The 21,708-nt window shown below is 62.1% G+C and carries 21 protein-coding genes; 9 read left to right on the plus strand and 12 right to left on the minus strand.

Annotated features, from left to right (window positions below):
- Positions 1-6: 6 nt before the first annotated feature.
- The gene (locus JBE38_RS10445) at positions 7-903 is read right to left on the minus strand and encodes a LysR family transcriptional regulator (protein ID WP_205344262.1); all 897 of its coding nucleotides are present in this window, start codon (positions 901-903) and stop codon (positions 7-9) included.
- A 109-nt stretch (positions 904-1,012) separates the two neighbouring features.
- Between JBE38_RS10445 and trpB the strand changes: the two genes are divergently transcribed.
- Together trpB and trpA are read left to right on the plus strand one after the other, a co-directional pair.
- On the plus strand, positions 1,013-2,254 hold the full coding sequence (gene trpB, locus JBE38_RS10450) for a tryptophan synthase subunit beta (RefSeq protein WP_205344263.1): 1,242 nt from the start codon (positions 1,013-1,015) through the stop codon (positions 2,252-2,254).
- Complete coding sequence (trpA, locus tag JBE38_RS10455) at positions 2,254-3,063, plus strand: tryptophan synthase subunit alpha (RefSeq protein WP_205344264.1); 810 nt, start codon at positions 2,254-2,256, stop codon at positions 3,061-3,063. Before trpB ends, trpA begins: the two co-directional genes overlap by 1 nt.
- 121 nt (positions 3,064-3,184) lie before the next feature.
- Here the strand turns inward: trpA and JBE38_RS10460 are convergent, their stop codons facing one another.
- From JBE38_RS10460 to JBE38_RS10485, 6 genes are all read right to left on the minus strand, one after another.
- Positions 3,185-4,489 carry an MFS transporter gene (locus tag JBE38_RS10460; RefSeq protein ID WP_090367760.1) on the minus strand — a complete coding sequence of 435 codons (1,305 nt, stop codon included), beginning with the start codon at positions 4,487-4,489 and terminating at the stop codon, positions 3,185-3,187.
- A 163-nt stretch (positions 4,490-4,652) separates the two neighbouring features.
- Positions 4,653-5,801 (minus strand): galactonate dehydratase, encoded by a 1,149-nt coding sequence (dgoD, locus tag JBE38_RS10465; RefSeq protein WP_104995095.1) that lies wholly within the window; start codon positions 5,799-5,801, stop codon positions 4,653-4,655.
- 48 nt (positions 5,802-5,849) lie between these two features.
- Complete coding sequence (locus JBE38_RS10470) at positions 5,850-6,470, minus strand: 2-dehydro-3-deoxy-6-phosphogalactonate aldolase (protein ID WP_090367764.1); 621 nt, start codon at positions 6,468-6,470, stop codon at positions 5,850-5,852.
- A gap of 1 nt (position 6,471) precedes the next feature.
- On the minus strand, positions 6,472-7,431 hold the full coding sequence (locus tag JBE38_RS10475; RefSeq protein WP_205344265.1) for a 2-dehydro-3-deoxygalactonokinase: 960 nt from the start codon (positions 7,429-7,431) through the stop codon (positions 6,472-6,474).
- A gap of 173 nt (positions 7,432-7,604) precedes the next feature.
- Complete coding sequence (locus JBE38_RS10480; protein ID WP_060756682.1) at positions 7,605-7,931, minus strand: DOPA 4,5-dioxygenase family protein; 327 nt, start codon at positions 7,929-7,931, stop codon at positions 7,605-7,607.
- 30 nt (positions 7,932-7,961) lie between these two features.
- Entirely contained in the window at positions 7,962-8,912 is a 951-nt protein-coding gene (locus JBE38_RS10485) for a choline sulfate utilization transcriptional regulator (protein WP_060756539.1), read from the minus strand.
- Positions 8,913-9,015: 103 nt separating this feature from the next.
- On the opposite strand from JBE38_RS10485, the gene betC reads away from it, so the two are divergent.
- The 3 genes from betC (at position 9,016) to JBE38_RS10500 (ending at position 13,138) form a co-directional block, all read left to right on the plus strand.
- Complete coding sequence (gene betC, locus JBE38_RS10490) at positions 9,016-10,530, plus strand: choline-sulfatase (RefSeq protein WP_090367768.1); 1,515 nt, start codon at positions 9,016-9,018, stop codon at positions 10,528-10,530.
- 18 nt (positions 10,531-10,548) lie between these two features.
- Positions 10,549-11,463 (plus strand): choline ABC transporter substrate-binding protein, encoded by a 915-nt coding sequence (choX, locus tag JBE38_RS10495; protein ID WP_060756541.1) that lies wholly within the window; start codon positions 10,549-10,551, stop codon positions 11,461-11,463.
- 112 nt (positions 11,464-11,575) lie between these two features.
- On the plus strand, positions 11,576-13,138 hold the full coding sequence (locus tag JBE38_RS10500) for a SulP family inorganic anion transporter (protein ID WP_205344266.1): 1,563 nt from the start codon (positions 11,576-11,578) through the stop codon (positions 13,136-13,138).
- 22 nt (positions 13,139-13,160) lie between these two features.
- On the opposite strand, the gene aroE is transcribed toward JBE38_RS10500, so the two are convergent.
- Positions 13,161-13,979 (minus strand): shikimate dehydrogenase, encoded by an 819-nt coding sequence (aroE, locus tag JBE38_RS10505; protein ID WP_090367774.1) that lies wholly within the window; start codon positions 13,977-13,979, stop codon positions 13,161-13,163.
- Positions 13,979-14,911 carry an oxygen-dependent coproporphyrinogen oxidase gene (hemF, locus tag JBE38_RS10510; RefSeq protein WP_060756544.1) on the minus strand — a complete coding sequence of 311 codons (933 nt, stop codon included), beginning with the start codon at positions 14,909-14,911 and terminating at the stop codon, positions 13,979-13,981. Before hemF ends, aroE begins: the two co-directional genes overlap by 1 nt.
- A gap of 160 nt (positions 14,912-15,071) precedes the next feature.
- Here hemF and JBE38_RS10515 point away from each other — a divergent pair, with 160 nt between their 5' ends.
- Positions 15,072-16,049: a quinone oxidoreductase family protein gene (locus JBE38_RS10515; protein ID WP_060756545.1), complete on the plus strand. Its 978-nt coding sequence runs from the start codon at positions 15,072-15,074 to the stop codon at positions 16,047-16,049.
- A 132-nt stretch (positions 16,050-16,181) separates the two neighbouring features.
- Here JBE38_RS10515 and JBE38_RS10520 read toward each other — a convergent pair whose 3' ends face one another.
- The 3 genes from JBE38_RS10520 to JBE38_RS10530 form a co-directional block, all read right to left on the minus strand.
- Complete coding sequence (locus JBE38_RS10520; protein WP_060756546.1) at positions 16,182-16,739, minus strand: L-threonylcarbamoyladenylate synthase; 558 nt, start codon at positions 16,737-16,739, stop codon at positions 16,182-16,184.
- A 54-nt stretch (positions 16,740-16,793) separates the two neighbouring features.
- Positions 16,794-17,888 carry a DNA-processing protein DprA gene (gene dprA, locus JBE38_RS10525; protein ID WP_090367780.1) on the minus strand — a complete coding sequence of 365 codons (1,095 nt, stop codon included), beginning with the start codon at positions 17,886-17,888 and terminating at the stop codon, positions 16,794-16,796.
- A 63-nt stretch (positions 17,889-17,951) separates the two neighbouring features.
- Complete coding sequence (locus JBE38_RS10530; protein ID WP_205344267.1) at positions 17,952-18,728, minus strand: peptidoglycan-binding protein; 777 nt, start codon at positions 18,726-18,728, stop codon at positions 17,952-17,954.
- A gap of 135 nt (positions 18,729-18,863) precedes the next feature.
- Between JBE38_RS10530 and def the strand changes: the two genes are divergently transcribed.
- From def to rsmB, 3 genes are all read left to right on the plus strand, one after another.
- Positions 18,864-19,370: a peptide deformylase gene (def, locus tag JBE38_RS10535; RefSeq protein WP_016970668.1), complete on the plus strand. Its 507-nt coding sequence runs from the start codon at positions 18,864-18,866 to the stop codon at positions 19,368-19,370.
- Between the two features lie 69 nt (positions 19,371-19,439).
- Entirely contained in the window at positions 19,440-20,393 is a 954-nt protein-coding gene (gene fmt / locus JBE38_RS10540; protein WP_205344268.1) for a methionyl-tRNA formyltransferase, read from the plus strand.
- Complete coding sequence (gene rsmB / locus JBE38_RS10545) at positions 20,390-21,700, plus strand: 16S rRNA (cytosine(967)-C(5))-methyltransferase RsmB (RefSeq protein ID WP_198761092.1); 1,311 nt, start codon at positions 20,390-20,392, stop codon at positions 21,698-21,700. The genes fmt and rsmB overlap by 4 nt, the downstream gene beginning before the upstream one ends.
- Positions 21,701-21,708: the final 8 nt, after the last annotated feature.

The raw sequence follows: 21,708 nt of genomic DNA on the forward strand, positions 1-21,708 counted from the left end.
AACCGGCTATACCGGCTCGCGCAACAGCTCAGCCTTGAGCCACTGCGCCAGCTGCCGAGCGCGCCCGTCCGCGGCGCGCTTGGGTAGCCACAACGCCAGGTGCGCCGGGGTTTCACTGAAACCCCACGGCGCCACCAGGCGCCCCGCACGCAGGTCCTCTGCCACCAGTGGCTGTGGCGCGATCGCCACCCCAAGCCCAGCTACCGCCGCCTCCAGCAAATAATACAAATGCTCGAAGCCCTGGCCGTGTTTCAAAGCGCCGGGATCGATGCCGTGGTGCCGCGCCCAACTGGGCCAGGCTTGCGGGCGTGAAGTGGTGTGCAATAGCGCCTGGCCGCACAAGGCTTGTGGCGCAGCCTCCCGCAATTGTTCGAAACCGGCGAAACGCGGGCTCATGACCGGCCCGATACGCTCGCTGGCCAACTCGTACACTTGCATATCCGCCGGCCACGGCGGCTCGGCGAAGACCAGCAGCGCATCCAAGCCTGGCCGGCGCGGGTCAAGGTCGCCTTCACCCGCCGACAGATGCAGACGCAAATCCGGCAGGTCGGCATTCAAACGACCCAGACGCGGGATAAACCAGCGCGCCAGCAAACTCCCCGACAAACCGAGCACAAAGGGTGCATCTGCGCCGCTTTGGGTGAGTTCCGCGCACACATCCCGCAAGCGTTCGAAAGCCTCGGCACTGGCATCTCGCAGCCGGATGCCCGCATCTGTGAGTTTAAGGCCCCGGCCTTCCTTGCTGAAAAGGCTGACACCCAAGTGCTCTTCCAGCACTTTCAGCTGACGGCTGACCGCGCCATGCGTGACGTGCAGCTGCTCGGCAGCCAGGCTGACGCTGTTGAGGCGGGCTGTGGCTTCAAAAGCACGCAGGGCGTTAAGGGGCGGGAGGTCTCGGCTCATCTGTGAGTTTTCCTGACAGGTTTCGGCGATCTTATCGGTTTTCAGCGTAGCGTGTGAGGGGTAGAGTGGCCCTCATTGTTTCTACACCCATTTTTTCCTGGAGCGTCCCATGACTCAGTCCCAGACCGATCTACGCAACGGCCCAGACGCCAACGGCCTGTTCGGCACGTTCGGCGGCCGTTATGTCGCTGAAACCCTGATGCCGTTGATCCTCGACCTGGCCCGTGAATACGAAGCGGCCAAGATCGATCCGGCGTTCAATGAAGAACTGGCCTACTTCCAACGCGACTACGTCGGGCGTCCAAGCCCGCTGTATTTCGCCGAGCGCCTGACCGAGTTCTGCGGCGGCGCCAAGATCTACCTCAAGCGCGAAGAGCTGAACCACACCGGCGCACACAAGATCAACAACTGCATCGGCCAGATCCTGCTGGCACGACGTATGGGCAAAAAACGCATCATTGCCGAGACCGGCGCAGGCATGCACGGCGTGGCCACTGCCACCGTGGCCGCGCGTTTCGGCCTGCAATGCGTGATCTACATGGGCACCACCGACATCGAGCGCCAGCAGGCCAACGTGTTCCGCATGAAGCTGTTGGGTGCCGAAGTGATCCCGGTGGTCGCCGGCACCGGCACCCTCAAGGACGCGATGAACGAAGCCCTGCGTGACTGGGTGACCAACGTCGACAGCACCTTCTACCTGATCGGCACCGTGGCCGGCCCACACCCTTACCCCGCGATGGTGCGCGATTTCCAGGCCGTGATCGGCAAGGAAACCCGCGACCAGTTGCAAGCCCAGGAAGGCCGTCTGCCGGACAGCCTGGTGGCGTGCATCGGCGGTGGTTCCAATGCCATGGGCCTGTTCCATCCGTTCCTGGACGACAAGAGCGTGCAAATCATCGGCGTTGAAGCGGCCGGGCACGGCATCGAAACCGGCAAGCATGCCGCCAGCCTCAACGGCGGCGTACCGGGCGTGCTGCACGGCAACCGTACCTTCCTGCTGCAGGACGACGACGGCCAGATCATCGACGCCCACTCGATTTCCGCCGGCCTCGACTATCCCGGTATCGGCCCTGAACACGCGTGGTTGCACGATATCGGCCGCGTGCAATACACCTCGGTGACCGACGACGAAGCCTTGGATGCGTTCCACAAGTGCTGCCGCCTGGAAGGGATTATTCCTGCCCTGGAAAGCGCCCACGCCTTGGCGGAAGTGTTCAAACGCGCGCCGACCCTGCCGAAGGATCACTTGATGGTGGTCAACCTTTCAGGCCGTGGCGATAAAGACATGCAAACCGTGATGTTCCACATGGAACACTCTCAACAAGAGCAGTCCAAGCAGGAGAAACACTGATGAGCCGCCTGCAAACCCGCTTCGCGCAACTGAAAGAACAGAACCGCGCCGCCCTGGTCACTTTCGTCACCGCCGGTGACCCGGGCTATGACACTTCGCTGGCGATCCTCAAAGGCTTGCCTGCCGCCGGTGCCGACGTGATCGAGCTGGGCATGCCCTTCACCGACCCGATGGCCGACGGCCCGGCTATTCAACTGGCCAACATCCGCGCCCTGACCGCCAAGCAGAACCTGGCGAAAACCCTGCAGATGGTTCGTGAATTCCGCAAAGACAATCACGATACGCCGCTGGTGTTGATGGGATACTTCAACCCGATCCACAAGTACGGTGTGCCGCAGTTCATCGCCGACGCCAAGGCAGCCGGGGTTGATGGCCTGATCGTGGTCGACATGCCGCCTGAGCATAACGCTGAGCTGTGCGACCCGGCCCAGGCCGCCGGTATCGACTTTATCCGCCTGACCACACCTACCACCGATGATGCGCGCCTGCCAACCGTACTTAATGGCAGCTCCGGTTTCGTGTATTACGTATCGGTGGCCGGCGTGACCGGCGCCGGTGCCGCCACCCTGGAGCACGTCGAAGAGGCCGTGACCCGCCTGCGTCGGCATACCGACCTGCCGATCAGCATCGGCTTCGGTATCCGCACGCCGGAACAGGCAGCGGCCATCGCACGCCTGGCGGACGGTGTGGTAGTGGGTTCGGCCCTGATCGATCACATCGCCACGGCCAAGAATGATCAGCAAGCAATCGATGGCGTTTTGAGCCTGTGCGCGGCGCTGTCGGAAGGTGTGCGTAACGCCCGTCGGTAAGCGTGGTAGGTGAAGTTCCTGATACAGAGGAATCAGCCCGCTCGTGCATGAGCCTGAACCGCAAGCCCAAGGGATTTCGAACCGCGTTCGAAATCCCTTTTTTGTTGTAGATGCGATGTCGTTAAAGTTCGATCCGCTCTACCTTGCCGACCAGCAACACGTAAGAAAGCGCCCCAAGCAATGCCAACACCGCAATGTAGGTAATCGCCGGCGCAAATGAGTCGCCACTGGCCAGGAAGCCAATCACGATCGGCGTGGCGATCGCCGACAGGTTGCCGATGAAGTTGAACACCCCGCCGGTCAAGCCCAGCAGGCGCGCCGGTGCCAGGGTCGAGACCAGCGACCAGGTGATCGACGCCAGGCCATTGCCGAAGAACGCCACCGCCAGGAAGGCGATGACCCACGCGGTGGAGTCGACATAGTTGGCCCCGATGATCGCCGTGGAAATCAACAGCCCGCCAATGATCGGCAACTTGCGCGCAAAACCCACTGACGCGCCCCGGCGAATCAGCCAGTCGGAAAAAATCCCGGAGCACAGTACGCCGACGAAGGCCGCGAGGAAGGGCAACGACGCCAGCAGACCGGACTTGATGAAGTCCATGCCGCGATATTTCACCAGGTAGGTCGGGAACCAGGTCAGGAAGAACCACAGCGTCGAGTTCAGGCAGAACTGCCCCAGGTAGATCCCCCAGAGTTTGCGCTTGCTCAGCACGATGCCCAGGTCGGCCCAACTGAACGGCGCCTTGACGGTTTTCGCCTGCATGTCCACCAGGCCGCCGCCCTCACGGATCAACGCGATTTCAGCCGCATTGGCGCCTTTGAAATCCTTCGGCTCGCGGTACACCGCATACCAGATCACCGCCCAGAGAATGCCCACGCCCCCCGTGACGACAAACACCATGTGCCAGCCGAAGGCGTGTTGCAGCCAGGCCAGTACCGGCGTGAGAAACGCCAGCCCGACAAATTGCCCGGAGGTGTAGACGCCAATGGCGGTCGCCCGCTCACGCTCGGGAAACCAGGTCGTGACCACACGGCTGTTGATCGGATAAGCCGGCGCTTCCAGCGCACCCACCGCCATGCGCAGCACGAACAGCGCGATGAAGCTTGCGGCAAAGCCCAGCATGACAGTGGCGATGGACCACAACAACAACGCAGCCGTATACAGAATTCGCGGCGGCACCCGGTCCACCAGCCAACCGCCGGGAATCTGCATGGCGGCGTAGGTCCAGCCGAAGGCGGAGAAGATCAGCCCGACATGCACCGGGTCGATACCCAGCTCACTGGTCAGCGCCGGGGCGGCAATCGACAGGTTGCTGCGGTCGAGGTAGTTGATCACCACGGTGATGAACAACAACAGCATGATGAAGAAACGCTTTCTGCTGGGCGTGACTAAAGAAGCCTGTCCAGTAAAGGATTCAGGGTGCATGGGGTGCCTCTTTTTTATGTTTGTTGAGGTCTGGCCTGACGGCCTGAAGAAACCGAATCAACTGTGGGAGGGGGCTTGCTCCCGATGGCGGCGCATCAGATTCAGATGTGCTGACTGACTCACCGCCATCGGGAGCAAGCCCCTTCCCACATTCAGCTGGAAGTCACCATTCGGCAAAGCTGCCGTCGGCATGGCGCCAGATCGGGTTGCGCCAGCGATGGCCGATGGCCGCGCGTTCAACCACATATTCCTCGTTGATCTCGATGCCCAGGCCTGGCCCGTTGGGGATCTTCACGAAGCCCTGGTCATAGTCGAACACGCCCGGATCGCGCACGTAGTCGAGCAGGTCATTGCTCTCGTTGTAGTGAATGCCCAGGCTTTGCTCCTGGATAAATGCGTTGTAGCACGCAGCGTCCAGTTGCAGGCACGCCGCCAGGGCAATCGGGCCCAGCGGGCAGTGCAGGGCAAGAGCCACGTCGTAGGCTTCGGCCATGTTGGCGATCTTGCGGGTTTCGGTGATGCCTCCGGCGTGGGACGCATCCGGCTGGATGATGTCGACATAGCCTTCGCTGAGCACACGCTTGAAGTCCCAGCGCGAGAACAGGCGCTCGCCCAGCGCAATCGGGGTGCTGGTCAGCGGTGCCAGTTCCTTGAGCGCTTCGTAGTTTTCACTGAGCACCGGCTCTTCGATGAACATCAGTTTGTACGGGTCCAGTTCCTTCATCAGCACCTTGGCCATGGGCTTGTGCACGCGGCCATGGAAGTCGACGCCAATGCCCACGTTAGGGCCGACCGCATCCCGCACAGCGGCAACGTTGGCCAAGGCCAGGTCGACTTTTTCGAAGCTGTCGACGAACTGCAACTCCTCGGTGCCATTCATTTTCACCGCCGTAAAGCCACGCGCCACCGCCTCTTTGGCGGCACGGGCGGTATCAGCCGGGCGATCGCCGCCGATCCATGAATACACGCGGATCTTGTCGCGCACCTGGCCACCGAGCAGGTCGCTGACGGACACGCCGAGGGCCTTGCCCTTGATGTCCCACAACGCTTGGTCGATACCCGCCAGGGCACTCATGTGCACCGCGCCGCCACGGTAGAAACCGCCGCGATAGAGCACGGTCCAGATGTCTTCGATATTGCGCGGGTCTTTGCCGATCAGGTAGTCGGACAGTTCTTCGACGGCCGCCGCCACGGTATGGGCGCGGCCTTCAACCACAGGCTCGCCCCAGCCGGTCACGCCTTGGTCGGTTTCGACTTTGAGGAAGCACCAGCGCGGCGGAACGATGAAGGTCGTCAGTTTGGTGATTTTCATCTGTTATCTCTCTTATAGATGCAGCGCCCGTGGGCGCGGAACTTGAAGTCAGCTCAGGCTGTTCCAGGCGGCGACATACGCCTGGGCGCGGCTCGCGACCTGATCCACCGTCATACCCGGCTTGAACAACCCGGAACCCAGGCCGAACCCTTTGGCGCCGGCATCGATGAACACCTGCATGTTGTCCGGGGTAATGCCGCCCACCGGCAGCAGCAACGTGCCCGCCGGCAACACCGCCAGCCACGCCTTGATCACCGACGGGCCCATTTGCTCGGCCGGGAACAGCTTCAACACGTCGGCGCCTTCGGCCAGGGCGGCAAATGCTTCGGTCGGCGTGGCCACACCGGGCGACAGGAACAGGCCCGCCGCTTTCGCTGCGCGCAAGACCTTGGCATCGCTGTGGGGCATCACGATGACCTGGCCACCGGCGGCTTTCACTTGCTCGACCTGCTCCGGGGTCAACACCGTGCCCGCGCCGATCAGGCAATCGGCAGGTAGGCCATCGCGCAGCGTGCGGATGCTGGTGTAGGGGTCGGGCGAATTCAGCGGCACTTCAATGACGCGAAAACCCGCCTGGTACAGCACCTGGCCGATCGCCAGGGCTTCGTCCGGTCGTACGCCACGCAGGATTGCGATCAAACCGTTGCGGGCGAGCGCTTGCTTGAGCATGTCAGGTCTCCAATGCAGGTTGAGTGAGCCCGGCGGCCACCGCCAATTGCCACAGGCCACGCTCGGTGGCTTCCTGCGCCAGGCTGACGTGGTCGAAGCCGCACAGGGCGAGGGCGCGTTGGTAGCGGGCGCAGAGGGCGGCGGCGCCGACCAGGATGATGGGTTGGTGTTTGGCGCCGACCGGCAGGCCGGCCAGTTCATGACCGATGAGCAAGCCGGACAGGTAGTCAGGCTGTTGTTCGGGCGCCAATTCGCCGGTCAGCCCGAGCGTGCGCGCACTGAACAACGTCGACAGCACGCCGCGTTGGCCATCTTTGGAGAGCGCCACCTGCACGCCCCGATCAAAAGCGTCGGCCTGGAAGTATTCGGATATTTGCTGAGTACGCCCAAGCAGGCTGTGTTTGCTCAACACCGCGAACAGCTCGCCGGTCATGAAGGTGTCGAAGTGGGTGATACGCCCCTCGACAACCTCGACCCATTTGGAATGGCTGCCGGGCAGGCCGATCAAAACATCGGCGCCTAGCCCCTGCAGCACGCCCAGTACCTGGGTTTCTTCGCCACGCATCACATTGGGCAGACCGACCTGCTCAATCACGCCGGGCACGATATGCACGTCGATTCCACGCAAGCTGCGTACCCGATGCAAAGCGTTGCCGAGGCTGGCGACGTCCACTGGTGTATTACGGTAGGCCGCCTCGCTCCAGCCCTGGGCGCTGCCGACCATGCCGCAAGCGATCACGGGCAGGTCGGGCCGGGCATCGAGCCAGTCACCACACGCCGCATCGAATGCCAATTCAAAGCCATCACGGCAGTACACACCCGCGATATCCCGGGGCTCGCTGGGCAAATGCATGATGCCCCACGCCAGCGAGCGCTGCTCCAGCACCACACCTGCGGGGCCGAGTTTATAAGCACGAAGGGAACTGGTGCCCCAATCGAGCGCGATCAATTGCGCCTGCATCGCTTCACCTGAATGAATGGTGATGAAAAAAGCTGATGGGCGAATATAAACCTATGCTTACGCACATCTCAATATATAAATATCTATCCCATATATTGAGATTGTGCAAAATAGAAGCTAACCACTTCCGCCGTTTGCGGGGCGTGGAAGCGGGCGTTTTTTGATAGGGGAAGTTAAAAAGCCGACAAGTCCAGCTCGCGCATCGCCCCCATCCAGATCGCATAGTCGGTGTGATCCTTCAGGTCATCGCCGGTTTCGGGGTGCAGGAACACCACCAGACCCTCGCGGTGCAAGGCCAACCACGGCAGCACCACACCGATGTACTCCGGCTCGAAAGCCAATTGGCAGCTCCAGTCCGGGTGCGGGCCCACCGGCCGTTCGTGCACTCGACCCATGCGTAACGGGAACAGCTTGGCCGCGTCTTCGCACAAGGTGCGCGCCTGCTCGATCGTACTGGCGTCGAAGTAGATGTGGGCGTGATAGCCCTTGATACGTTGCATGATGAAATCCGCGTCCACTGTGCGCCGATCCTAGACCGCAATCGACGGCAGGGCCAGCCCGGTCAGGGACTGCGCGCTGCTGGCCTGCTCCGCCAGTAGCCAATCGACAAAGCGCTCGATCAACTGCCCCCGGCGTTTGCGCTGGGGCTGCACGACGTAATAACCGAAACGCGAGATCACCGTGTCGCTGATCGGCCGGCACAGCCAGTTCTGCTGCAACAGGTTATCCACCAGGTGGCGCCAGCCGATGGCTACGCCCTGACCGGCAATCGCCGCCTGGATCAGCAGTGTGTAGTTGTCGAAACGCAACTGGCCTGGCGTGGGTGCCGTGGTGATCCCTAACTCGCGAAACACACCGCTCCAGTCGAACCACTGGCTGTTGTTCTCCTGACGCAGGTGCAGCAGGGGAAAATCCTGCAAATTCGCCAGGGTCAGCGCTGTGGTCTGCTCCTTGAGCCACTGCGGGCTACACACCGGGAACACTTCTTCGTTGAACAGCCACAAGCTGTCGCCCTGCTTGAAACGCCCGTCGCCGAACAACACCGCCACATCGATATCACTGCGCAAGGTGGCGTGGTTACGTTCGCTGGTGACCAGGCTGACATCGACCTGCGGGTTGGCCTGGTGGAAACGGTGCAGGCGCGGCATCAACCAGTAAGCGGCGAAAGCGAAGTCGGTGGCCACTTGCAGCACTTCATGCTGGCCCTGCTGGGTGATCGCGCTCAGGCCTTGGTTGATGGCCTGCAAGCCACCCTGGGCATGCTCGAACAGCAGGGCACCCGCGTCGGTCAATTCGATGCCACGGTAGATGCGATCAAACAGGCGAATCGACAGCTGTTCTTCGAGCCGCTTGATCTGCTGGCTGATGGCCGGTTGAGTGGTGCCCAACTCCATGGCGGCCGCCGTGAAGCTGCGATGTCGCGCCGCCGCTTCGAACACGCGCAACAGGTCGAGGGATAGATCACCGAGGGCTTCATACATTAGCTGTACTTATCCTAGACATTGTATTTCATGGGCTTTACCCAATTTTTCATGGGCTGCATGCTCATTCGCATAAACACCGCCTATGGAATGCCGAAGCCCCATGAAGCGCAAGAACATTCTTTTCATCATGGCCGATCAAATGGCCGCGCCACTGTTGCCGTTCTACGCACCGTCCCCGATCAAGCTGCCGAACCTGAGCCGCCTTGCCGCACAGGGCGTGGTGTTCGACGCCGCCTATTGCAACAGCCCGCTGTGTGCACCGTCGCGCTTCACCTTGGTCAGCGGCCAACTGCCGAGCAAGATCGGCGCCTACGATAACGCGGCGGATTTCCCCGCCGATGTACCGACGTATGCCCACTACCTGCGCCGCCTCGGCTACCGCACCGCGCTGTCGGGCAAGATGCATTTCTGTGGCCCCGACCAGTTGCATGGCTACGAGGAGCGCCTGACCAGCGACATCTACCCCGCCGACTACGGCTGGGCGGTGAACTGGGATGAGCCGGACGTGCGCCCCAGCTGGTACCACAACATGTCCTCGGTACTGCAAGCCGGTCCGTGTGTGCGTACCAACCAGCTCGACTTCGACGAAGAGGTGGTGTTCAAAGCCCAGCAATACCTGTTCGACCATATCCGTGAGGACGGCGATCAGCCGTTCTGCCTGACGGTGTCGATGACTCACCCGCACGACCCGTACACCATTCCCAAGCCGTTCTGGGAGCTGTACGACGATAGCCAGATCCCTTTGCCGACGACCCCGCCCCAGGCCGATCTCGACCCGCACTCCCAACGCCTGCTCAAAGTCTATGACCTGTGGGACAAGCCGCTGCCTGTGGATAAGATCCGCGATGCGCGGCGTGCTTATTTCGGTGCTTGCAGCTATATCGACAGCAATGTCGGCAAGCTCTTGCAGACCCTGGAAGACACCGGCCTGGCCGAGGATACGATCATCATCTTCTCCGGCGACCACGGCGACATGCTCGGCGAGCGCGGCCTCTGGTACAAAATGCATTGGTTTGAAATGGCCGCCCGCGTACCGTTGCTGGTCTGGGCACCGGGGCAATTCGCCGCCGGCCGCGTGGCCCACGCGGTGTCCACCGCCGACCTGCTGCCGACCCTGGTGGAACTGGCCGGCGGCGAGCTGGACCCACGCCTGCCGCTGGACGGCCGCTCGCTGGTGCCGCATTTGCAAGGGCAGGGCGGGCACGACGAAGTGTTCGGCGAATACATGGCCGAAGGCACCATCAGCCCGCTGATGATGATCCGCCGTGGCGCCTACAAATTCATCTACAGCGAAGACGACCCTTGTCTACTGTTCGATGTGCACAACGACCCGCACGAGCGGGAGAACCTCAGCCAGTCGCCGGAGCACCGCTCACGGTTCGAGGCGTTCTTGAGCGAGGCGCGAGCCAAATGGGACATCCCGGCGATCCACCAACAGGTACTCGCCAGCCAACGCCGCCGTCGCCTGGTGTTTGAAGCCCTGACCCAGGGCAAGCTGAAGAGCTGGGATCACCAGCCACTGGTAGACGCCAGTCAGCAATATATGCGCAACCATATCGACCTCGACGACCTGGAGCGCAAGGCACGTTATCCACAGCCCTGCCAAAACCAATAAATACACAGAGGGAAGGCCATGCAAAAGCTAACGGTAGTACTGGGTATCCTGGCGCTCGCCAGCGCCAATGTGTACGCAGACGCCAGTTGTGAAACGGTGAAAATGGCTGATCCCGGCTGGAGCGATATCGCCGCCACCAATGCCATCACCGGTTTTCTACTGACAGGCATGGGCTACAAACCCAAGGTCGACACCCTGGCGGTGCCGATCACGTTTGGCGGGCTCAAGGATGGCCAGGTGGATGTGTTCCTGGGCAACTGGATGCCGGCACAACAGGGCTTCTATGACAAATTCGTGGCCAATGGCGATGTAGTGCAACTGGCGAAAAACCTCGACGGCACCGAGTTCACCCTCGCGGTGCCGGACTACGTGTGGGACGCCGGCGTGCATGACTTCAACGACCTGAACAAGTTTGCCGACAAGTTCGACAAGAAGATCTACGGCATCGGCTCCGGCGCGCCGGCGAATATCTCGTTGCAGGAGATCATCAAGAAGAACGACTTTGATCTGGGCCAATGGAAGCTGATCGAGTCCAGCGAACAGGCAATGCTCGCCGAGGTGTCACGCTCGGTCAAAAAACAGAAATTCGTCACCTTCCTCGGCTGGACGCCGCACCCGATGAACGTGCAATTGAAAATGCACTACCTCAAGGGCGGCGAGAAGTATTTTGGTGACACCGGCAGCGTGTATACCTTGACCCGCAAGGGTTACGCACAGGCGTGCCCGAATGTCGGGAAGCTGCTGACCAATCTGAGTTTCACCCAGGAGATGGAGAACAGCATCATGGCCGAGGTCGCCAACAACAAGGTCAGCAATGCCGATGCGGCGAAGGCGTGGATCAAGGCGAATCCCGCAGTGTTGGACAAGTGGCTCGACGGGGTGAAGACCACGGATGGCCAGGAGGCCCTGCCGGCTGTCAAAGCCAGGCTCTGACATCCGACGCGATCCAAGTGCGGGAGGGGCGGAGCGACGATTCGACTTGCTCCCTCCCACCGGGATCGGTGCCTGCTGATATTCTGCGCCAAACCTACAGACCGAGCCTTTCATGCCCCGGCCCAACCGCCACACACTTTTTCCCTTTCTCGCCTGGCTCCCGCGCCAAACCCGCGCCAGCGTGGGGCGAGATGCAGTCGTTGGCCTCAGCGGCGCAATCCTCGCCCTGCCACAGTCGATTGCCTACGCACTGATCGCCGGTCTCCCGCCCGAATACGGCCTGTACGCGGCAATCATCCCGGTACTGATCGCCTGTCTCTGGGGCTCCTCCTGGCACCTGATCTGCGGCCCTACGGCGGCGATTTCCATCGTGCTGTACGCCAGCATCAGCCCCTTGGCGATACCCGGATCGCAGGACTACATCACCTTGATCCTCCTGCTGACATTCCTGGCCGGCGTTTTCCAGTGGCTGCTGGGCATGCTGCGCTTCGGCGCGCTGGTGAATTTCGTCTCTCACTCGGTGGTACTGGGCTTCACCCTGGGTGCCGCCGTGGTGATTGCCCTGGGCCAGTTGCCCAATCTGCTGGGCCTGGATTTGCCGAGCCAGGCCACGGCAATCAATAGCCTGCTGGCACTGATCGACCATGGCGGCGAGTGGGACCAGGCGTCACTGGCCCTGGGGCTGGGCACCTTGTTGGTGGGCGCGTTGCTCAAATACTGGGTGCCACGCTGGCCAACGCTGTTGATCGCCCTGGCCCTCGGCAGCCTGGCCGTCTGGCTGTGGCCGGCGATGTTCGGGCATGTTGCACGGGTCAGTTCGTTTGTTGGCAAGCTGCCGCCATTCAGCCCGCTACCGATGGACCTCGATCTGCTGCTGCGCCTGCTGCCCAGTGCCGTGGCGGTGGGCATGCTGGGGCTGGTGACCAGCCTGTCGATAGCCCGCTCCTTGTCGGCTCGTTCACAGCAATTGCTCGACGCCAACCAGGAAGTCCGCGCGCAGGGTTTATCCAACATTGTCGGCGGATTTTTCTCGGGCTACTTGTCAGCCGGTTCCTTTACCCGCTCCGGGCTCAGCTATGAAGCCGGCGCGTGCTCGCCGTTGGCAGGGGTGTTTTCCGCGCTGTGGGTGGCGCTGTTCGCGTTGTTCGGCGCCGCATTGATCGCCCACATCCCCATTCCGAGCATGGCCGCGAGCATTCTGTTGATTTGCTGGGGCCTGGTGGACCATCGCGGCATTCGTGCGTTGTTCCGGGTGAGCCGGGCCGAGTTTGTGGTGATGAGCCTGACCTGCGTCGCCACCTTGCTGCTGGAGCTGCAAACGGCGATTTATGCCGGGGTGCTGGCCTCGCTGTTTTTCTACCTCAAGCGCACCTCGCAACCGCGCGTCCAGCAGTGGCGTGACGGCGACGAAGATGTGCTGCGGGTAGGCGGCTCGATCTTCTTCGGCGCCAGCCATTACCTGCAAGTACGTCTGCAAAGTCTGCATGGCCAGCGGGTGGTCATCGAGGCGCAGCAGATCAACTTTATCGATTATTCCGGCGTGGAGATGCTGCACCAGGAGGCACGGCGATTGCGGGGCTTGGGACGCAGCTTGACCTTGCGCCGGGCCCGGCCGCAGGTGGTGGAAGAGTTGAAGAAACTGGAAGGAGCCGACAACTGCCCCCTCCCACAGTAGCGGTGCCCACATCAGATTGGAGCTAGATGAGTTGGCGGCGCAGTTCAGCCAGCACCGGTGCCGAAGCCGGGCGCACACCGCGCCACAGGAAGAACGCTTCCGCCGCCTGCTCCACCAGCATGCCCAGGCCATCCATCGCCACGGCCGCACCTTGTTCAGCGGCCCAGCGACAGAACGCGGTCGGCTCCTTGGCGTACATCATGTCGTAGCAAAAGGTCTTGCCGGGTTCGATCAGGCTGCCGGCAATCGGCGGTACATCGCCTGACAGGCTGGCGGACGTGGCATTGATGATCAGGTCTACCGGCTCACGCAGCCAGTCGAAACCGCTGGCGGATACTGGGCCGAGATCGTCGAACAGCTCCGCGAGCAATTCGGCCTTTTCGACCGTACGGTTGGCGATGATCAACGAGGCCGGTTGTTCCGCCAGCAACGGTTCCAATGCCCCGCGGACTGCACCGCCGGCGCCCAGCAGCAGGATGCGCGCGCCTTTGAGCGTCAACCCGGCGTTTACCGTCAGGTCGCGCACCAAACCCGCGCCGTCGGTGTTGTCGCCCAGCAGGGTGCCGTCGGCCAACTTGCTCAAGGTGTTCACCGCACCGGCGCGTTGGGCGCGCTCGGTCAAGGTATCGGCCAGACGGTAGGCTTCTTCCTTGAACGGCACAGTGACGTTGGCACCCCGTCCTTGCACAAAGAACTCACGGGCACAGCCGGAGAAATCCTCCAGCGGTGCGAGCAAGGTGTTGTAATCCAGTTGCTCGCCGGTCTGCTCGGCAAACATACGGTGGATCAACGGCGATTTACTGTGGCCGATGGGGTTACCGAATACGACATACCGATCCATCAGACAGCCGCCTTGGGCGCAATCAGGCCAAGCCAGTCTCGGTCTTGCAGGAAGTAGTCGGTGAGCCGCGCTTCTTCGCTGCCGGCTTCGGCTTTCCAGTCATAGCTCCAGCGCACTTGCGGCGGCAGCGACATCAGGATCGACTCGGTACGCCCACCCGACTGCAGGCCGAACAAGGTGCCACGGTCGTAGACGAGGTTGAATTCAACGTAGCGGCCGCGACGGAATTCCTGGAATTCGCGCTGTTGCTCGGTGTAGGGCATGGCTTTGCGGCGCTGTACGATCGGCAGGTAGGCATCGATGTAGGCATCGCCGATAGCGCGGATGAAGGCGAAACAGGTGTCGAAGTCCCATTCGTTCAAGTCATCGAAGAACAGCCCGCCGATACCGCGCGGTTCGTTGCGATGCTTGATATGAAAATAGGTGTCGCACCAGGCTTTGTAGCGCGAGTACACCTGCGGGCCGAACGGCGCACAGGCCTGCTCGGCCACACGGTGCCAGTGGATGCAGTCTTCTTCGTTGCCATAGTAGGGCGTCAGGTCGAAGCCGCCACCGAACCACCATACCGGCTCTTCACCGTCTTTTTCGGCAATGAAAAAGCGCACATTGGCGTGGGACGTCGGCACATGCGGGTTGTGCGGATGGATCACCAGCGACACCCCCAACGCCTCAAAGCCGCGCCCGGCCAGCTCAGGGCGATGGGCACTGGCAGAGGGTGGGAGGCCGCTGCCAAACACGTGGGAAAAGTTAACGCCGCCTTTTTCAATGACCGAACCGTCTGCAATCACACGGGTGCGACCGCCACCGCCGGCAGGCCGGGTCCAGGCGTCTTCGATAAAGCGAGTGTCCGTCTCGAAGGTTTCCAGGGCGCTGCAAATGCGGTCTTGCAGGTCGAGCAGGTAGGCTTTAACAGCCTCAGTGCGAGTAGTCATGGCATCACCTTGAATCGGGCAAAGCTACGCGAGGCCATTGGGCGTCGGCGGCAAATGGGCGCACAGGATAACACCGCACCCACGTGCGTCGCAGTTGACGAAGATCAAGCTTAGGAGTCCGATAGCAGGCCACGCGATTCGATCTCAAGGAGAAGTGCAGATGGCCAAACGTATCCAGTTCAGCGCCCATGGCGGTCCCGAAGTACTTGAATATGTCGACTACACGCCCGCAGAGCCGGGCCCGCAACAGGTTCGCGTGCGTAATGAGGCCATCGGCCTGAACTTCATCGACACCTATTTCCGCAGCGGCCTGTATGCACCGCCAGCGTTACCATCGGGGCTGGGCGCCGAAGGTGCCGGGGTGGTCGACGCGGTCGGCAGTGAAGTCTCTCAATTCAAAGTCGGCGACCGTGTGGCGTATGGCAGCGGCCCATTGGGCGCCTACAGCCAACTGCATGTGTTGCCCGCGGCCAACCTGGTGCACCTGCCGGACGAGATCAGCTTTGAACAGGCTGCCGGTGCCATGCTCAAGGGCCTGACCGTGCAATACCTGCTGCGCCAGACCTATGAACTCAAAGGCGGCGAAACCATTCTGTTCCACGCCGCGGCCGGGGGCGTGGGCTCCCTGGCCTGCCAATGGGCCAAAGCCCTGGGCGTCAAGCTGATCGGTACCGTGAGCTCGCCGGAAAAAGCCGCCCTGGCCAAATCCCTCGGCGCCTGGGAAACCATCGACTACAGCAAGGAAAACGTCGCACAGCGCGTATTGGAATTGACCGACGGCAAGAAAGTACCGGTGGTATACGACGGTGTGGGCAAGGATACCTGGCTGACCTCACTGGACAGCGTGGCACCGCGTGGGTTGGTGGTGAGCTTCGGTAACGCGTCGGGCGCGGTCGATGGGGTGAACCTGGGGATCCTGGCGGCCAAGGGTTCGCTGTATGTGACCCGTCCGACACTGGCGACCTATGCCAACAACCCGGAGAACCTGCAGGCAATGGCCGATGATTTGTTCTCGATGATCAAGAGCGGCAAGGTCCGCATTGATATCAACCAGCGCTATTCGCTGGCTGAGGCGGCGAAAGCGCAAACGGAGTTGTCGGGACGGCGCACCACGGGGTCGACCATTCTGTTGCCGTAACACGATAGATCTGTAGAGGTTGTGAGGGCCTTATCGCGAGCAAGCCCGCTCCCACATTTTGATCGGATTCCAACTGAAGGAACGCGGTCAAAATGTGGGAGCGGGCTTGCTCGCGATGGTCACACCTCGGCCTCAGGACGGCCGCACCACCTCACCCGTCGCCAAATCACGAATCAGGCTCGGGTTCTTGCGCCCACCCAGGGCGCCACCCAGCACCACGTCCAGTTGGCCACGGAAATATTGCTCTACACGCAGCCGCGTGCGCGCCGCCGGGCGCCCCTGAGGGTTGGCCGATGTGGAAATCAACGGCCCCACCAGCGAGCACAAATCCCGCACCAGCGGATGGTCACTCACCCGTACCGCCACCGTGTCATGCACACCGGTCACCCATTCAGGCAGCAAGCCCTGATGGGGCACCAGCCAGGTATTCGGCCCCGGCCAGGTACTGGCCATGCGTTCGATCCAGGTATCCGGGAAATCTTCAAAGAGAAAATCGAACTGGCGAATATTGTCCGCCACCAGGATCAAGCCCTTATCCACCGAGCGGTTCTTGATCGCCAGCAGCCGGTCCACCGCTTCTTCGTTCCACGGGTCGCAGCCCAGGCCCCAGACCGCCTCGGTCGGATAGGCAATCACCGCGCCTGCGCGAATTTCTCGTGCGGCTTCCAGCACACGCCACCTGTTGACCATTGTTCACTCTCCGGATTAAAGCTCTGCGCAGTTTACCGATCTTCGTTACAAAACCTAGGGGCGCGCGAGCCAGCGGCCACTCTCGCAGATCACTTGGCCTTCGAGCTCCAACTCCGTCAGCGTCGCCAGCACTTGGGATAACGGCCGCCCGCTGGCAATCGCCAAGCCTTCGCTGGTATGAGGCGCGGCATGCAGCAACGCCACCAGCGGATGGGTGACCGGCATGGGGGCAGGACGGGACAGGGCCTGCCAACCGCGCAAACCTTCCAGAATATGCTCGATGGTTTCGACCAACACCGCGCCATCGCGGATCAACTGGTGACACCCCTTGGCACCCGGATGATGAATGGAGCCGGGGATCGCATACACCTCGCGTCCTTGCTCGGCCGCCAGCCGTGCGGTAATGAGCGAGCCGCTGGCCATGCTGGCTTCAACCACCAACACGCCCAGCGACAAGCCGCTGATGATCCGGTTGCGCCGGGGAAAATTACCCGCTTGCGGCGCCGCATCCAGCGGAAACTCGGAAACCACGGCACTGCCTTGGTCAATCATTGCCGCCGCGAGCTTTCGATGGCGCTGTGGATAAAAATTTTCCAGGCCCGTGCCCAGCACGCCGATGGTCTGGCCACCCACCTCCAATGCCGCCTGATGCGCCGCGCCGTCTATGCCCAGCGCCAAGCCGCTGGTGATAACAAAGCCCGCACTCGCCAGGCTGCGCGAAAACGCGGCGGCCGTGTCCATGCCGGGGCGGGAAGCGCGACGGCTGCCGACCATCGCCAGCTGGGGTTTTTCCAGGATCGCAGGGTCACCGGCAACGAACAGCAACGGGGGGGCATCGTCGATCTGGGCGAGTAGCGCGGGATACTCAGGTTGGTCCCACATCAGTAAATGCTGGGCCGGGCGAGCTAGCCAGGCCAAGGCAGCACTCGCGCCATCACGGATTTCAGGGCTGCGTCGAGCCTCGGCACTGATGGCCGGCAACCCAAGGGAACGCCAGGCACTGGCGGGGGCGCTGATGGCCTTTGAAGCGCCGCCGAACGCTTCGATCAAAATGCGAAAACGCTTGGGGCCCAGTTCCGGCAGCCTGTGCAAGCGTAGTCGGGCTTCCAGTTCGGCAGGCGAAATTTCATCACTGTTTATCGGATACATCTGATCATCCTTGACCGGAACAAGCTGTGGATAACTCTGTTGGTAACTTATTTAGCAGGCTATTTATTGCGTTGAATTGGCCGTCACGAAACGGTCCATCACCGCCAGTGAGCGCGAGGCACTCAGTACCAGGCCGTAACTGAGTTTTTCAAAGGTACGAAACACCAGCAGGGTGCCAGCACGCTCGTCAGGAAGTGGCGTCGGGGCGCCGGTGAGGATGTCGCGGACAGTGGAACCGCTCTTGATCACCGTGAGCAATTGGCCTTCGACCATGCCGTCGCGCCGGCCTTTATTCAGGGTGACGGCGTCCAGCACGCCAATCTGAGTGACGCCCTTGGGGATATCAATGATTTGCCCTTCGATAAAAGGCGCGGATACCGCGGCTTGCAGCCTTGCCGGCGCGACGGGGTGCTCAGCGCGTAGCAGACGGTCGCCTGGGCGGACTTCCTGGGTCACGCGCTGCACGGCCAGGGTAGTGAGATCACCGGCCGTCACAAAACGTGCGGTGCCGATGTCGTCGGCATTGATGCCCAGCAGTTCCTGAGTGTGCGGGTCGGTGTAGGTTTTGCCGCGCCGGAAAATCCCATAGCTGGCCTGGGACGGGTCGAGAGCACCGCGGGCATGCACCCGCTCGCCATGGGCGCCCAACACCCGCCCCGCCTCAGCCGCAACAATATAGGGCGCCCGGTCCAGATCCTGGGGCGTATCGAGAATGCGGTTATGCAATAAGAAGCGCTGGATAGCCTGTTGCGTCGGTTGATCCAGGCGCTGTACAGGCTGGGGCAGCAGGGCCGTGGCGAACGGGGCCCACAGCAGCAAGACGAGTAGCGATTTCCTCATGGGGTCAATCTCCTTTATTATGTGCGTTCGCGTGAAATGCCATGGCCTGTGCGGCTTTTGAGCGTTTCACACCGGCTGTCTGGGTCCATCCCAACGCCGATTTGCCTCTACCTCACATGTGCAGCAATTACGCTTATGGCTATTTTGAACATCCTCGAATTCCCCGACTCGCGCCTGCGCACGATCGCCAAACCGGTGGCCGTAGTGGACGACAAGGTTCGTCAGTTGGTCGATGACATGTTTGAAACAATGTATGAAGCCCCGGGCATCGGCCTCGCCGCCACCCAGGTCAACGTGCATCAGCGCGTCGTGGTCATGGACCTGTCGGAAGATCGCAGCGAACCCCGGGTGTTCATCAACCCCGAGTTCGAACCGCTGACCGAAGAGATGGGCGAATACCAGGAAGGTTGCCTGTCGGTACCGGAGTTCTACGAAAACGTCGAACGCCCGCTACGCGTGAAGATCAAGGCCCTGGACCGTGATGGCAAGCCCTACGAGTTGATCGCCGATGGCCTGCTGGCGGTATGCATCCAACATGAGTGCGACCACCTCAACGGCAAGCTGTTTGTCGATTACCTGTCCACGCTCAAGCGCGACCGAATCAAGAAGAAGCTGGAAAAAAAGCATCGCCAGCAAGCTTGATGCCCGTCTTCCAAAGGCTTGCTGCGGCAAGCCTTTTTCTTTTGTGACTGCTTTTAACCGAGAACTCCCATGACCGAGCCACTGCGCATTGTTTTTGCCGGCACTCCCGAATTCGCAGCCGAACACCTCAAGGCGCTGCTTGCCAGCCCTTATGACATCGTCGCGGTGTATACCCAGCCGGATCGTCCGGCCGGGCGCGGGCAAAAACTGATGCCAAGCCCGGTCAAGCAGTTGGCGCTGGAGCACAACATCCCTGTGCTGCAACCACCCAGCCTGCGTAATGCCGAGGCTCAGGCCGAGCTGGCCGCACTGCAGCCGGACCTGTTGGTGGTCGTGGCCTATGGCTTGATCCTTCCACAAGTGGTGCTCGACATCCCGCGCCTGGGTTGCATCAACAGTCACGCCTCGTTGCTGCCACGCTGGCGCGGCGCAGCCCCCATCCAGCGGGCGGTTGAGGCGGGTGACCGCGAAAGCGGGGTGACCGTGATGCGCATGGAGGCGGGCCTGGATACCGGCCCGATGCTGCTCAAGGTCACCACCCCGATCACGGGCGAAGACACGGGCGGCAGCCTGCACGACCGTCTCGCCGAGCTGGGCCCGCCGGCGGTGATCCAGGCTATCGCCGGCCTCGCAACTGGCACACTGCCAGGCGACGTACAGGATGACAGCCTGGCCACCTACGCCCACAAACTGAATAAAGACGAAGCGCGTATCGACTGGAGCCGCCCGGCCGTGGAACTGGAGCGCCTGGTGCGAGCCTTCAACCCGTGGCCGATCTGCCACAGCACGCTCAACGGCGAAGCCTTGAAGGTACTGGCCGCGACCTTGGCCGATGGCAAAGGCGCTCCCGGCGAAATCATCGGGGCCAGCAAAGACGGCCTGTTGGTGGCCTGCGGTGAACAGGCGCTGTGCCTGACCCGTCTGCAATTGCCCGGCGGCAAGGCGCTGAATTTCAGCGACTTGTTCAACAGCCGTCGTGAGAAATTTGCCCTCGGCACGGTTCTCGGGACGGTCGCCCAATGAACCCGCGTCTGGCCGCCGCCAAGGCCCTCGCCGCCGTTCTCAACGGCAAGGCTTCGTTGAACAGTTCGCTGCCCACTCAGCTGGACAAGGTTGAGGACCGCGATCGCGGTTTCACCCAAGACCTGGCATTTGGCACCGCCCGCTGGCAGCCTCGCTTGTCGGCGCTGGCGGCCAAGCTGCTGCAAAAGCCGTTCAAGGCCGCCGATGCGGATGTGGAGGCGCTGCTGCTGGTCGGCCTCTATCAGTTGCTCTACACCCGCGTGCCGGCCCATGCCGCCATCGGTGAAACCGTCGGTTGCGCCGACAAGCTGAAAAAGCCCTGGGCCAAGGCCCTGCTCAACGCCGTGCTGCGCCGCGCCCAGCGCGAGAGCGAAGCGCTGCTGGCCGAGCTGGAGCACGACCCGGTAGTGCGCACCGCTCACCCACGCTGGCTGCAAAAAGCCCTGAAAGCCTTCTGGCCGCAGCACTGGGAAGCCATTTGCGCCGCCAACAACGCACACCCGCCGATGATCCTGCGGGTCAACCGCCGTCATCACAGCCGTGATGCCTACCTGCAATTGCTGAGCACGGCCGGCATCAACGCCACACCGTGCGTGTACAGCGTCGACGGTATCGTGCTGGAAGCCGCCACCGACGTACGCAGCCTGCCGGGCTTTGCCGAAGGCTGGATCAGCGTGCAGGACGAAGCCGCACAACTGGCCGCCGACCTGCTCGACCTGGCCCCCGGCCAACGCGTGCTCGACGCTTGCTGCGCACCGGGCGGCAAGACCTGCCACATCCTGGAAGTCGAAAAGGACCTGGCGGGTGTGGTCGCGGTCGACCTGGAAGCCAAGCGCCTGGTACGTGTGCGTGAAAACCTCGCACGCCTGGGCCTCAACGCCGACCTGATCGCTGCCGACGGCCGCGACACCGCCAGTTGGTGGGACGGCAAACCCTTCCAACGTATCCTGCTGGACGCGCCGTGTTCCGCCACCGGCGTCATCCGCCGTCATCCGGACATCAAGCTGACCCGCCAGCCCGACGACATCGCGGCCCTGGCCGTGCTGCAAGGCGAACTGCTCGACGCCTTGTGGCCGACCCTGGAAGTCGGCGGCATCCTGCTCTACGCCACCTGCTCTACCTTGCCCACCGAGAACACCGAGGTGATCCAGGCCTTCCTCGCCCGCACCAGCGGCGCGCGCGAACTGGACCTCGCCACGGCCGCCGGGATCAAGCAGCCCCACGGCCGCCAACTGCTCGCACAGGAAGGCGGCCACGATGGCTTCTACTACGCCAAACTGATCAAAATCGCCGCCGCACGCGGCTGAATGGTTTT

Source organism: Pseudomonas sp. ICBG1301 (assembly GCF_016918385.1).
Lineage (GTDB): Bacteria > Pseudomonadota > Gammaproteobacteria > Pseudomonadales > Pseudomonadaceae > Aquipseudomonas > Aquipseudomonas palleroniana.